The organism is Desulfacinum infernum DSM 9756, assembly GCF_900129305.1.
Lineage (GTDB): Bacteria > Desulfobacterota > Syntrophobacteria > Syntrophobacterales > DSM-9756 > Desulfacinum > Desulfacinum infernum.
The window spans coordinates 22905-35883 of the sequence record NZ_FQVB01000030.1 but is presented as its reverse complement, the minus strand read 5'-3'; the positions used below and the strand labels follow the sequence as shown (position 1 = coordinate 35883).

The window sequence follows — 12979 nt, the reverse complement described above, 5'->3', positions numbered from 1 at the left end:
TTCTTTTGTCCTGAATTGGACGATTCTTTCTCATGGTCAGGTCCTGAAGGGCGGGCGTAAAGCCCGCCCCTCCAAAAAGGCACGGACCCGTTGGGTAGGGGCGGGGTTTATCCCCGCCCGCTGATCACGCGGTGTAAGAGACACCCGAAGAAAAAATCGCTCCGTTAGGTTTGTAGCCGCAGGGCTTCAGCCCCGCGGAAAAGGGCTTTCGTAACCCAATGAAGTAACAGGCCATACCCGATGGTCCATCCGACGTCCGAAGATTCCTCCGCAGCCCTGAAGGGCTGCGCTACGAGAAAAGCGGTGATCGCTAGGGTTTTCAGACAGGCTCCCAGGCGGTGGGTTGAGGGAGCCTGTGGCGTCGGGCCGGGAACGGTGGAGGCGGTTTCTCTGGGCGGGATTCGTCCCTCCTGGTCCGACCTGCCCGTGGTGTAGGCTGTAACGGAAAGAATCCCAGAGGAAGCCATGGCGAGGATGAGTCTTCGAGCCCGCATCTTCACACTGCTGGCGGCTCTGGTGGGCGTCAACTGCGCCGGAGCGATCATCACGGTCTGGTATATCGCCCACACCCAGGCACTCTACGGAACCATGGTGGAAAGGGACCTGCAGGCCCTGGTGGCGGCGGAAAAGCTGGGGAGCGCCCTGGCCATGCAGAAGGGCTATCTCACCTACTACTATCTCACGGGAGACGAAAAATGGCTCGAGAGCCTGGGAGACCATCACCAGGCCTTCCTCTCCTGGCTCGCCAAGGCCCGGGAGCTGGCGGAAACGGAAGACGGGCGATCCATCCTCAACGGGATTGAGTCGGCCTACGTGCGTTTCATCTCCTCCCGCGATCAGGTGGTGGATCTGTACCGTCAGGGTCTCAAGGAAGAAGGGGCTCGCCGTCACTGGACGGTGCGGGACCAGTTCCAGGCCATCTACACCCTGGCGGAAGAGTTCAAGGCCCTCCACGAAAAGAAGATGGAAGAGCGGCGCGTGGCCTATGTCAAGAGGGCCCGGCTGCTCACCGCCCTGGCTTCCGCCGCCTTTCCCCTGTCCCTGGGCGCGGGTTGCATGCTGGCGTTCGTCTTGTGGCGCCAGATCCTGGAACCCATCCGGCGGCTCGCCTTTGTGCGCGAAGATGGGGCCGAGCCACCCGATCGCAAAGAGCGCAACGAGGTGAAGGCCCTCAGTCGGCGCGTGCACCACCTGCTGGAGGACGTGGGCCGGGCCCAGGAGCAGCTGGAGGAGAGCCGGGAGCATCTGCTCCAATCGGAAAAGCTGGCCCTGGTGGGGCGTCTGGCGGCCGGCGTGGCCCACAGCATCCGCAACCCGCTCACCTCCGTGAAGATGCGCCTCTTTTCCCTGGAAAGAACGCTGGAGCTGGACGACCTCCAGAGGGAAGACTTCGAGGTGATTTCCGAGGAAATCCGCCACATCGACACCATCGTGGGGAATTTCCTGGAATTCTCCCGTCCCCCTAAACTCAAGATGCAGCTGGTGAGTCCTTCCGATGTGGTGGACATGACCCTGCAGCTGTTGCGCTACCGGCTGGAATCCTACGGGGTTCGGGTGGACGTGGTGCGCAAAGGACGCCTCCCCAAGATCCGTCTCGATCCGGATCAACTCAAGGAGGTCCTGGTGAACCTCATCTTGAATGCCTGCGAGGCCATGGGCGAGGGAGGCCGCATGGAGATCCGGGAGGAGACGGGCACTTTGGGCACCCATGACCGGGTGGTCCTGATCCGGGTGAGGGACAACGGGCCGGGGATTCCGGAGGATCTGCAGGAGAAGATCTTCGAGCCCTTTTTCAGCACCAAGGAGGAGGGATCCGGGCTGGGGCTGCCCATCGTTCAGCGGATTCTGGCGGACCATAAAGGCTGGATCCATGTGCAGTCCAAGCCGGGGGAGGGCACCACCTTCGTGGTGGGTTTGCCCTGTGAGGAGCGTGGGGCGTGGCTGAGATCCTGATTGTGGATGACGATCCGCAACTGCGGCGGAGCTTCGGAAGGATTTTGCAGAGCGAAGGCCACACGGTGCGCCTGGCCGCATCCGGCGAGGCGGGCCTGGAGGAGGTGAAAACGCGCGTTCCGGACCTGGTGATCCTGGATGTGCGTCTTCCGGGCATGTCGGGGCTGGAGACGTACCAAGCCATCCGGGACGTGGAGGCCAAGCTTCCCGTGATCATCATGACGGCCTACGGCACCACGGAAACGGCCATCGAGGCCACCAAGATGGGCGCCTTCGATTATGTGCTCAAGCCCTTCGACATTCCCTCCATGCTGGATCTCATCTCCCAGGCCCTCAAGGCGGGCCGCTTCATGCGCACCAAGGTGGCCGTGGACTCGGTCCCCGACTCCTTCCGGGGGGACGCCCTCATCGGCCGCAGCCGGGCCATGCAGGAGGTTTACAAGGCCATCGGGCGCGTGGCAGCCACGGACGCCACCGTGCTCATCCGCGGCGAATCGGGCACCGGCAAGGAACTGGTGGCCCGGGCCATCTACCAGCACAGCCACCGGGCCCAGGCGCCCTTCCTGGTGATCAACTGCGTGGCCATTCCCGAGACCCTGCTGGAAAGCGAGCTGTTCGGGTACGAAAAGGGAGCGTTCACGGGGGCCGCGAGCCGCCGGGTGGGCAAGGTGGAACAGGCTCACCGGGGAACGCTCTTTCTGGACGAGATCGGCGATATGCCCGTGAGCATCCAGGCCAAGCTCCTGCGGCTGCTCCAGGAACGAAGCATCGAACGGCTGGGCGGCCGGCGGCCCATTCCCGTGGACGTGCGGATTCTGGCGGCCACCAACCGCGACCTGGAAGAGGCGGTGGCCCAGGGGCGGTTCCGGGATGATCTGTTCTATCGGCTCAACGTGGTTACCCTGATGCTGCCGCCCCTGAGGGATCGCCGGGAGGACATCCCGCTGCTGGCCGACTACTTTCTGGCCCGCTTTGCGGCGGAACTGGGAACGCCGAACCCCGGCCTCACCGCCGAGGCCCGGGAGTGCCTCATGGCCATGGACTGGCCCGGAAACGTGCGGGAGTTGGCCAACGTCATCCGAAAGGCGCTCATCTTCAACCGGGGATATCCCTTGGAGCCGGCCGACGTGCTGCGGGCCGTGGGCGAAAACGGCCCCGAGGAGGCTTCCGGCCGTCGGGTCGTTTCCGCCGGGGAGGAAGGCGGGGGGGGCTGGCTGGATCGATGGATCTTCGAGCAGTTGGACCAGGGGCGTTCCGAAAGGCTTTTCGACGAGCTGGTGGACGATTTCTCGGCGCGGGTGATCCGGGCGGCCCTGGAGATCACGGGCGGCAACCGGACCCAGGCCGCCCGGCTTCTCGGCATATCCCGCCCCACCCTGCTGGCCCGCATGGAAAAGTACGGAATCCGCGTGGAGGCCTCCGTGACGTAGGAGCCTTTCCGAGAACTTTCCCAACCGTCACACCTGGATATTTTCCAGGGTTATGCCGGCCCGTTCCCAGGGGCCGACGCCCCGCGGCTACGAAAAAAGACGGATCCCTTGTTGGTGTTGGAGGAAACCCGTTCTCGGACGAAGACCTAACGGGGTTCGAAGGCCTGCGAAGGGGGTTCCTCCCCGATGGAGGCGGCCCGGTTTCGGATGAAAGCCTCAAGGGCTGTGAAATCCACGGATGCCTGCACGGCCTCTTCCGGACACAGGCGGTAGCACGTCATGCAATCGATGCAACGGGGCCCGATGGTCGGTTCGGGCTCCAGGCTGATCGTCCGGGCGGGACAGGAAGATTGGCAGAGACCGCAAAGTGTACATTTTTCCTTATCGATCCGCTTTTCAAAAGGCGGGGGCGGAGATTCCATCTTGGCCGTCATTTCGTCGCGTCGTCCCGGGGGCTGGTAGTCCAGGGCATCCAAGGGAAGGGGCTCGCTCCGGTCACTCTTCAGGCGCCGGACCAGACGATCGACGAAAGAGCGCACCAACAGCAGGTCCTCCCGGTTGGGACGGCCGGCGCCGAGAGGCCTCTCGGAGCGCCACATCATGGAGTGAACCGCCTGGATCTTGAGGGCTCCGGCCAAGGCATAGCCTTTCCGGTGCAAGGTCCGCCCCATCTGCCACAGAGCGATCCCGCTGCAGGCTTCTCCCCACGTGACGAAGGGAAGGGCCCAGGCCTTATGGGGCACTTCGGGAAGCTGATCCAAAAGGTCCATGATGGGCGAAACGGCCAGATCCCGATAGACGGGGGACCCCACGCACAGACCGACTCGGTCGTCCGCTGAAAGAACATCCCCGGCCCTGGGCGCCGCGCCCGGCTCGGCTCCCACATCCACGAGAGTCACACTTTCCTGAATTGGACGGTTCTTTCTCATGGACAGGTCCTGAAGGGCGGGCGTAAAGCCCGCCCCTACAAAAAGCCCCAGACCCATTGGGTAGGGGCGGGGTTTATCCCCGCCCGCTAATCACGCAGTGTAAGAGACACCCGAAGAAAAAACCGCTCAGATTAGGACTTTGATTCTGGTCGAGGAGTGCTTGCTCCATCCATCGGGCCACCCGGCGGGTGGATCCCGCCGGTGAACAGAATACCAACAGCCACTTCACATTCATCCTCCCTTGTTGAGATCGTCGGCCATGGATCCTTTTCCAGACGTGTTCCATCCATTTTAAGGCAAATCCCTTCGACCGGCCTGCCGAAGATGAGGCGATTCGCGCGTCCTGTGTAAGGTTCGGGCCGTGGCCATGGATCTCGGTTTTGTGGGGTCCTGACGGGCATGCGTAAAGCCCGTCCCGACACGAAAGGTTTGGCCTCTCGGGTAGGGGCGGGGTTTATCTCCGCCCGCTACGCGTGCGGCGATCGAGAAACCCCATGGAAAAATCCCTCCATTTAGCCCTGGATACTCAGGGTGCCGGGGGGAAGCGAGAAAAACTCGCGACTACAGGGTTGAAGGTGAATGGTGCGGTTCGGATGGTTTGAGTGGAAGGCGAGGAGAGCCGGTTCGGTCGATGCTCTCGGGGGGGTGAGCCTGGCAGGGACCATCCTGTGGGTTGGGGCTCTCCTCGCCGTTCCGGCTTTGCCGGCGGAGGTGACGAACCGCCGGCTTATTCCGAAAGATAGGGGGACAGGTCCTCCACGTAATGGGTCAGGACCCGGTAGCCGGCGTCTTCCAGGGCGCGGGCGGCGGCTTCTTTGACGGCGATGTTCACGCGGATGATGAGCTGCCAGATCCCTTGGTGATCGGGCAGAGTCACCGTGAGGGCGCTTCGCAGGTTGATGCCCGCCTGTTGCAGGATCCGGCTCACGTCGGCCATGGCCCCGGTGCGATCTCCCACGAAAAGAAGCAGACGGGCGCTGTCTTCCGTGATGCCCGTGGCCAGCAGAATCAGGTCCAGCAGATCCGACACGGTGAGAATGCCCACCACCTTGTCCCGGTCGTTCACCACGGGCAGCGCCCCGATCCTGTTCTTGCGGAGTATCCAGGCGGCCCGTTCCACGCTGGTTCCCGGATGGGCCGTGATCACGTCCCGGGTCATCACGGCGGACACTTTCAGACGCCCCAGAAGATAGGTGAACTCGTAAACACTCAGGGTCGTGGCCGGGGAGGCCCAGGCCTTCTTGATGTCCCGGTCCGTGATGATGCCGCACAGGCGTCCCTTGTCATCGACTACCGGCAGGTGGGAGAAGCCCTTCTTTTCCATGATCTCGCGGGCGGAGGGAAGCGGGGTGTCCGGAGACACGGTCACGGGATTTCGCGTCATGTGCCAGCCGACGAACATGGGAACCTCCTATGGTAAAGATTCCTGAATCGCAGGTTCCGCCGATTTCGACGGCTTGGAGAGCATAAAGCGGGCCAAGGTGGAGGGGGCGCGAATCGTCCGTCCCGCGGGCGCTCCCAATCGTACGGAGCCCGCTGATGGTGTCAGGTTTTTTTACGGTTTGTAAAGAAACCGCTCGATGCCTCCCGATCCGCGACCCATCCCGCCGGGCGGTCCGGGGCGGCGACCGAAAGGGGCGGCTGGTCCGATTTTTGCCCTCTTGTGCATCCAGGTGCCGCGACGGTCCAACGGCGGCTGTCGTCGGTTTTCGGCACCGGTGGTGCATTGGAAAACGCAAAGGAGGGTGGCATGACCACGGTGGAGGAATTGAGGTCCAGCGGTTTCTTCAACGTTCTGGGCGAAGCCGATCTGCAGATGATCGGCGGCTTTACGGAAAAGCGGGTTCTCCAGAAAGGCGGAATCATCTATCGGCATGGGGATCCGGCCTGCAAGTTCTACGTGGTCACCAGGGGAATGGTCAGCCTCCGCGAGCTGCGCCCGGGCGACACCGTGGGGATCGCCTTTGAGACGCGGATGCCCGGCGAGGTCTTCGGAGTCGCCTCCCTCATGCCGTCCAAACAGTACACGCTCACGGCTGTGTGCCAGGAGGATACGGAGCTCCTGGAGGTGGATGTGGGGCGCCTGGAGGAGCTGATTCAGGCCAATCCGCTGATCGGCTACGTGCTCATGAAGGAAGTGGCCCGGATCTACTTCGAGCGCTACAAGCTCTGCAAGCGCCAGCTCTATGAGATGGTGAAGACGCCCACGCTGATCACCGCGCTCCCCGGCTAGGAGGCTGTCCGACAATGGCTCTCCAAGACAAGAGCCCGGGCGATGGCCCCTCTTTTCGTAGCCGCGGGGCTTCAGCCCCGCGGAAAGGGCCATCGCAACTTCATGAAGCGACAGGAAATACGCGATGGCCCATCCAACGTTCGGGGGATCTTCCGCAGCCCTAAAGGGCTGCGCTACGAGAAAAAAGATCATCCGCGACGTTTTCGGACGGCCTCCTAGGAGCTTGTCTGAAAATGGCTCATTTGCCCCTTCCAACGTCCATCCGTCATCCCAGCGAAAGCGGGGATCCAGGATTTCCGGCAACTTATGGGCTCCCGCTTGCGCGGGAGTGACGGTTTGAGCAGTTCTCGGACAGCCTCCTAGTGCCATGTGAAGGCCGGTCCCGGCGCGGATCCGGGCCGGCCGATGAGGGCGAATTCCCCATGGACAAAGACTACTCGCTGCTGCGCCTCAAGCTCATTGCCGTTACGCTGGGCTTTTCCCTCATCCCCCTCTTCCTCGTGGGGACGAGCCTCTACGTGCAGTTCGACCGCGCCTACTCGGCGCGTGTCAAGGAAACCCTGCGGACGGTGGCGGAGGACCGCCGTCACGCCCTGGATCTCTTCTTCGACGAAAGGATCTCCCAGCTCACCACCCTGGCCTACACCCATACCCTGGACGAACTGGTTCGCTCTTCGGTCCTGCAGGATCTTTTCGAACTCATCCAACGACGTTCCAAATATTACGTGGACCTGGGGGTGATCGATCAAAACGGGGACCACCTGGCCTATGCGGGTCCCTATCCGCTCCTGGGAGTCAACTATCGGGAGGCTCCCTGGTTTCAATCGGTGATGCAGCGGGGGGTGCATATCAGCGACGTCTTTCTGGGGGTTCGCAAGGTGCCCCATTTCGTCATCGCCGTCCTCCGCTGGGAAGGGGCCCGCTGCTGGGTGCTGAGGGCCACCATCAACACGGATCTTTTTGAATCCATGGTCCGGGCCGCCCAGGTCGGCAAGGGCGGGGAAGCCTATCTGGTCAACGAAAAAAACATCCTCCAGACGGCATCCCGGTTTCACGGGCAGGTGCTCACCGAGGCGCCCACCCCCAATCTGGCCCGCTTTCGGGGCACGCGCCTTCTGGACGAAGAGCTCCCTCGGGGCAGGATGCTCATGGCCGCCACCTGGCTCCGGAACGTGCCGTGGATGCTGGTGGTGCTGGAAGACCCCCGGGAGGAGCTTCTACCCATCCTGGAAACCCGCTCCCTGGCTCTGGGATTGATGGTGCTGAGCATCTGCGCGGTGGTGGGGGGCACCGTCTTCGTGGTTCGCCTGGTGATCGCCCAGTTGGTGGAATCGGACCGGCAGAAGGCCGCCCTGGATGCCAATCTCCTGCAGACCAGCAAGATGGCGGCCCTGGGCCGGCTGGCGGCGGGCATCGCCCACGAGATCAACAATCCGCTGGCGGTGATCCAGGAAAAGGCCGGTTGGATCCACGATCTGTTGGAGGAAGAGGACGTTCAGGCCAGTGAAAACTTCCGGGAGTTTGCGGAAGCGGTGGGCAAGATCGAACAGCACGTGGATCGGGCGAGAAAGGTGACGCATCGCCTGTTGGGCTTTGCCCGGCGGATGGAACCCGTGCGGCAGCCGGTGGATGTGAACCGGCTGGTGGAGGAGACCCTGCAGTTTCTCGAAAACGAGGCCCTCCACCGCAACATCCGGATTCACGTGGAACGGGATCCGTCGGCCCCGGAGGTCGTGAGCGACGGCGCCCAGCTCCAACAGGTCCTGCTCAACATCCTTAACAATGCCATCGATGCCGTGGGCCGGGACGGGCAGGTGTGGGTGACGACGCAATTCGATCCGGCGGCCCGCGAGGTCCGGGTGCAGGTGGCCGACAGCGGTCCCGGGATTCCGTCGGAGATCCTGGGCAAGATCTTCGATCCCTTCTTCACCACCAAGAAGCTGGGAAGCGGAACGGGGTTGGGGCTCAGCATCTGTCACAGCATCCTGACGAACCTGGGCGGGCGGATCGAAGCGGCCAACCGCGCCGAGGGCGGCGCCGTCTTTACGGTGAGCGTGCCCGTCAACGACCTTCGCGCTTAGGCGGCTTTCCGACAATGGATCTCCGACACCAGAGCCCGCCCCCAAAACGGATATGGAGTCGGGTCCGGGAACGGGGTAGAGTGGCAAGGAGAGGACCCAAGCGCGGGTAGGAAGGTTTGATGAAAGTGCGGATAAGCCCCATGAGCGTGGAGGGAGAAAACGGATGAATCGGGAGCCCCTTCGGCTGTCTTTCACGGAACCCAACCCGGGTGTGGACGAAAAGATTCAGGCCTTGATGGACGCGGCGGGAGGCATCCAGGAACCCGGCTGGGTGCGCCAGATCATTCTGGCGGCGCTCAAGGCCGGCCAGGAGAGCACTTCCCCTCTGGACCTCAAGGTCATGAACACCACCTTGAAGGAGATGCGCTTCACGGCCAAGGTCTTCGGCCCCTACCGCGGGGTTCGGAAGGTGACGGTTTTCGGTTCGGCCCGAACCGCCCCCCACGAGCCCACCTACCGGATGGCGGCGGACTTCGGGCGCCTGCTGGCCCGGGCCGGATTCATGGTGATCACGGGCGGCGGTCCCGGGATCATGCAGGCCGTCAACGAAGGGGCCGGCCCCGAGCATTCCTTCGGCGTCACCATCCGCCTTCCCTTTGAGCAGTCGCCCAATCCCGTCCTGGAAAACAGTCCGCGCGTCATCCACTACAAGTACTTCTTCAACCGGAAGGTGGCTTTCCTGAAAGAGGCGGATGCCGTGGCGCTCTTTCCGGGAGGGTTCGGGACCCTGGACGAGGCCATGGAGACCCTGACCCTGCTCCAGACGGGCAAACACAACCCCATGCCCCTGGTGCTCATCGAGCCGTCCGGGGACGACTACTGGCTCCGGTGGATGCAATTTCTCAGGGAAAATCTGCTGGCCCGGGGCCTCATCGGTGCCAACGACTTTCATCTCTTCGAAAGGGTCACCTCACCGGAGGCGGCCGTGGACTCCATCCGGGCCTTTTATCGGCGTTACCACAGCCTGCGGTATGTGGGCAACGTCCTGGTGCTGCGCCTCAAGGAGCCTGTGCCCGTGTCGGCCGTGGACCAATGGAATCGGGAATTCAAGGACATCCTGGTGCCCCGCGGGTCCATCCGGGCGGCGGAGGCGCTGGAGGAGGAGTCGGACGAACCCGAGGTGTTCCGCCTGCCACGGCTGTTGGTGGATTTCAACCGCAAGGATTTCGGACGGCTTCGTCAGCTCCTGGATGCCGTCAACCGTGTTTGAAAGGGGAGGGGAGTGGTGCGGCCCTATCGCGTGCTGGTCGTGGACGACGAGCCGGATTTCCTGGAGACGCTGGTCCGGCGCCTGGAGCGGCGGGAGATTCCCGCCCGGGGGGCGGCCTCCGGGAAGGAGGCCCTGGCCGTCCTGGAAACCGAACCGTGCGATGTCATGATCCTGGATGTGAAGATGCCGGGCATGGACGGTTTGGAGGTGCTTCGGGTGGTCAAGACCCGATGGCCCGCCGTGGAGGTCATCCTGCTCACCGGGCACGCTTCCGTGGAATCGGGGATCCAGGGGATGGAACTGGGGGCCTTCGACTACGTGATGAAGCCCTGCAAGCTGGCCGATCTGATCCCCAAGGTGGAGCAAGCCTACGAGCGAAAGCTCCTGCGGGAGCGCGCCGGCCCGCCCTAAGAGCCTGTCCGACCACGGACCTTCAAGCCTCTTGCCCTGGAAGCGCGGGCCTCCGGCCCGCACGAGAAGCGGGCGAGACGCCCGCGCTCCCAGGAAACAGCGTTGTCAGGCAAACTCGTAGGAGGCTGTCCGAAAACGTGGCGGATGATCTCTTTTCTCGTAGCGCAGCCCTTTAGGGCTGCGGAAGATCCCCCGAACGTCGGGTGGGCCGTCGGGCCTACTGTCTGTTCTGTCATAGGGTTACGACGGCCCTTTCCCGCGGGGCTTCAGCCCCGCGCCGTTCCTTCAGCCACCCAGCAGGGGCCGCAGGTACCGGAAGGCCACGAAAAGAACCGCCGCCGCCAGGATTCCTTTGATGACCACGGCGGGCACATGCTGTTGGAGCCGGGCTCCCAGGTAGATGCCCAACAGGCCCCCCACGCCGAAAAGGCTCCCCAGTAGCCAGTCGGGGGCGGCGTTCGCCTGGGTGCCGAAGGTGGGCCCGAAGGCGTAGAAAAGGGCCGCCACCACGGAGGTGCACCAGGTGGAAAAGAGGGTGGCTCCCGAAACCACGTACGGCGGAAGGTTCAGGACCGAGATGACGAAAGGCGCCATGAGGGCCCCGCCGCCGATGCCGTAGGCCCCTCCGATCACCCCCACGGCCAGGGAGGTCCCGGCCAGGGGCAGGGTGGGGTAGCTGTAGATTCGATCCCCGAAGACGATGGTGCCGCGCGTGAGCGAAAGGGTTCCGCCGGTGATGCGCCCGGCCGGCGGCGCCTTGGGCGTGCCGTTGCCGGGCTTCGCCTCCTGCCATGTGCTCCACAGGGTTCGCAGACCCAGATAGGCCAGCACCGCCCCCACGAAGATCTTGAACCGCCCCGGCTGGGGAAGATAGACGAGGCGGATGTAGTAGCCCAGAAAGACGCCCGGAAGCGTGCTGCCCACGAGGAGCCAGAAGAGGGGCCAGCAGAGCCTGCCCGAACGGATGTGGCGCAGCACCCCCACGGGGATGGAGACGATGTTGTAGACGAAGTTGGTGGCGCTCACGCCCGGCGCCGTATAACCCAGCACACTCATCTGGAAGGGCAGCAGGATGAAGGCCCCCGACACGCCGCCCATGGACGTGAGCGACGAGATGCAGAGCATGACCAGGGGGGGAAGAAACCAGTAGGTGTCTACTCCTGAAACGGTGAAATGCCACCGGAGCCCGTCCAACGCTTCCATGGGTCCTCCTCTTTTTCCGCGCGAAGCACTCGAGTGACATACAGGCCTGCCACGGCCGCCAGGGCGGGCGCCAGGTAGAGGCCCAGGGAAAGAAGGGCCGTCAGGTTGCGCTCCCCGCGCCGCACCTCTTCGCCCACACGGGCCACCCGGACCACCAGCGGCTTTTCCGGCATCCGGACCGCCACATAAAGAAACGGTTCGTTCAGGGTGGCGCTCGTGCGCCACGCCACACCCACCCGTCCCTCCCGGGCCTGGACGAATTCGGGGCGGCCCGCGTGATTGGCCATGAGCGACGAAGGGGTGTGGGAATCCCCCATCACCTTGCCGTCCTCGCGGATGATGGAAATGCGCATGCCCGCCAGCCGGGACAGCCGGACGCACACGTTGTCGTAGGTTCCCGCCAGGGGCTCCTCGGCTTCCAGGCGTTCGGCCAGAATCCGGGCCAGGCGGGTGGTGTCGTCCAGCAGCTGACGTCTCAGAGTCCGTCCGGCCAGGTCGGTGACGGCCCAGCCGCCCAGGCTCATTGCCACAAGTAGGGCACAGGTGTAGGCGATATAGAGCTTCCAGAGCACATGGAGTCGACCCATAACGGGATCCCTTTCCAGAGCAGGTGAAGGGCCAGGAGCACGGCTGCTGCGATGACGGGCGTCAGCACCCAGCCCATGCTGATTTTGGCCACCATGCGGGCGTTCACCGTCTTCCTGTCCCGTACCAGTCCGACGCCGATCACGGCGCCCACGATGGCCTGGGAGGAGGAGACCGGAACGCCGATCTGGGTGAAGACGTGAAGGGTGAGGGCTTCTGCCAGGACGGCCGCCAAGGCGGAGCCGGGGTCCAGAGGGACGATACCCTTGCCCACGGCCATCATGATCTTGCGGCTGTAGGTGAGCACGCCCAAGGCGATGCTCAGCCCGCCCACCAGGGCGGCCGTGGGGGCGTCCAGCAGCCCGGAGGACACGTAAACCCCGGTGACGTTGGCCACGTTGTTGGCTCCCAGACAGTAGGCGCTGTAGCAGCCGGTGATCACGACTCCGGTCACGTAAAACCTGTTGCGGGCCACCAAGGATTTCATGCGCCTTTCCACCGTTCCGACGATGCCCTGGTAGATGCACCAGCTCCCCACGATGCCGCCCACGGGTGTGAGGACCCAGCAGGTCATGATCTTATACAGCTTGGTGAAGTCGGGGGTGCCGTGCAGGGCGGCCCAACCCAGAAGGGCTCCCACAATGGCCTGAGAAGTGGAGCCGGGAATGGCGGCATGGGTGAGGAATGCGGTGGTGACGGCCGTGGCCAGGGTGACGAGGAAAGCGGCGTCCACACCCAGCGAAACCAGGGCGCCGTAGGTGCCCATGCACTTGGCCCCTTCCAGGACGGCTCCGGCCACCACGAAGATCGCCGTGAGCCAGATGGCCACGGCGTAACGCACCAGCCCGCTGGCCACGGCCGTGGCGAAGACGTTGGCCGAGTTGTTGGCCCCCAGACTCCACCCCATGAAACAGCCGCTCAGGATCCGCCACATGTTGCCGTCC

At 63.8% G+C, this 12979-nt stretch carries 11 protein-coding genes; 6 read left to right on the top strand and 5 right to left on the bottom strand.

The features are described from left to right. Positions 1–474 precede the first annotated feature (474 nt). Both BUB04_RS20125 and BUB04_RS13995 read left to right on the top strand, forming a co-directional pair. Positions 475–1953 carry a sensor histidine kinase gene (locus tag BUB04_RS20125; RefSeq protein ID WP_281246601.1) on the top strand — a complete coding sequence of 493 codons (1479 nt, stop codon included), beginning with the start codon at positions 475–477 and terminating at the stop codon, positions 1951–1953. Continuing rightward, entirely contained in the window at positions 1938–3383 is a 1446-nt protein-coding gene (locus BUB04_RS13995; protein WP_073040571.1) for a sigma-54-dependent transcriptional regulator, read from the top strand. Before BUB04_RS20125 ends, BUB04_RS13995 begins: the two co-directional genes overlap by 16 nt. Positions 3384–3529: 146 nt before the next feature. Here BUB04_RS13995 and BUB04_RS13990 read toward each other — a convergent pair whose 3' ends face one another. Then, positions 3530–4312, bottom strand: coding sequence for a ferredoxin family protein (locus tag BUB04_RS13990; RefSeq protein WP_178371997.1), 783 nt, complete (start codon positions 4310–4312; stop codon positions 3530–3532). 727 nt (positions 4313–5039) lie between these two features. Further along, entirely contained in the window at positions 5040–5714 is a 675-nt protein-coding gene (locus BUB04_RS13985) for a CBS domain-containing protein (RefSeq protein WP_073040568.1), read from the bottom strand. Positions 5715–6062: 348 nt separating this feature from the next. Here BUB04_RS13985 and BUB04_RS13980 point away from each other — a divergent pair, with 348 nt between their 5' ends. The 4 genes from BUB04_RS13980 to BUB04_RS13965 all read left to right on the top strand — a co-directional run bounded on the left by BUB04_RS13980 (position 6063) and on the right by BUB04_RS13965 (position 10247). After that, a complete protein-coding gene (locus tag BUB04_RS13980; RefSeq protein ID WP_073040566.1) occupies positions 6063–6545 on the top strand; it encodes a Crp/Fnr family transcriptional regulator in 483 nt (160 codons plus the stop codon). 422 nt (positions 6546–6967) lie between these two features. Beyond that, on the top strand, positions 6968–8626 hold the full coding sequence (locus BUB04_RS13975; protein WP_073040610.1) for a sensor histidine kinase: 1659 nt from the start codon (positions 6968–6970) through the stop codon (positions 8624–8626). 163 nt (positions 8627–8789) lie between these two features. Further along, the gene (locus BUB04_RS13970; RefSeq protein ID WP_073040565.1) at positions 8790–9836 is read left to right on the top strand and encodes an LOG family protein; all 1047 of its coding nucleotides are present in this window, start codon (positions 8790–8792) and stop codon (positions 9834–9836) included. Positions 9837–9851: 15 nt separating this feature from the next. Next, positions 9852–10247, top strand: a complete 396-nt coding sequence (locus BUB04_RS13965; protein ID WP_073040608.1) for a response regulator — start codon at positions 9852–9854, stop codon at positions 10245–10247. Between the two features lie 285 nt (positions 10248–10532). Here BUB04_RS13965 and BUB04_RS13960 read toward each other — a convergent pair whose 3' ends face one another. From BUB04_RS13960 to BUB04_RS13950, 3 genes are read right to left on the bottom strand one after another with little or no spacing between them, the layout of a single operon-like run. Then, complete coding sequence (locus BUB04_RS13960) at positions 10533–11450, bottom strand: sulfite exporter TauE/SafE family protein (RefSeq protein WP_073040563.1); 918 nt, start codon at positions 11448–11450, stop codon at positions 10533–10535. Beyond that, complete coding sequence (locus tag BUB04_RS13955) at positions 11402–12037, bottom strand: hypothetical protein (protein WP_143156496.1); 636 nt, start codon at positions 12035–12037, stop codon at positions 11402–11404. The genes BUB04_RS13960 and BUB04_RS13955 overlap by 49 nt, the downstream gene beginning before the upstream one ends. Beyond that, positions 11971–12969, bottom strand: coding sequence for an inorganic phosphate transporter (locus BUB04_RS13950; protein WP_073040559.1), 999 nt, complete (start codon positions 12967–12969; stop codon positions 11971–11973). Before BUB04_RS13950 ends, BUB04_RS13955 begins: the two co-directional genes overlap by 67 nt. Between the last annotated feature and the right edge of the window lie 10 nt (positions 12970–12979).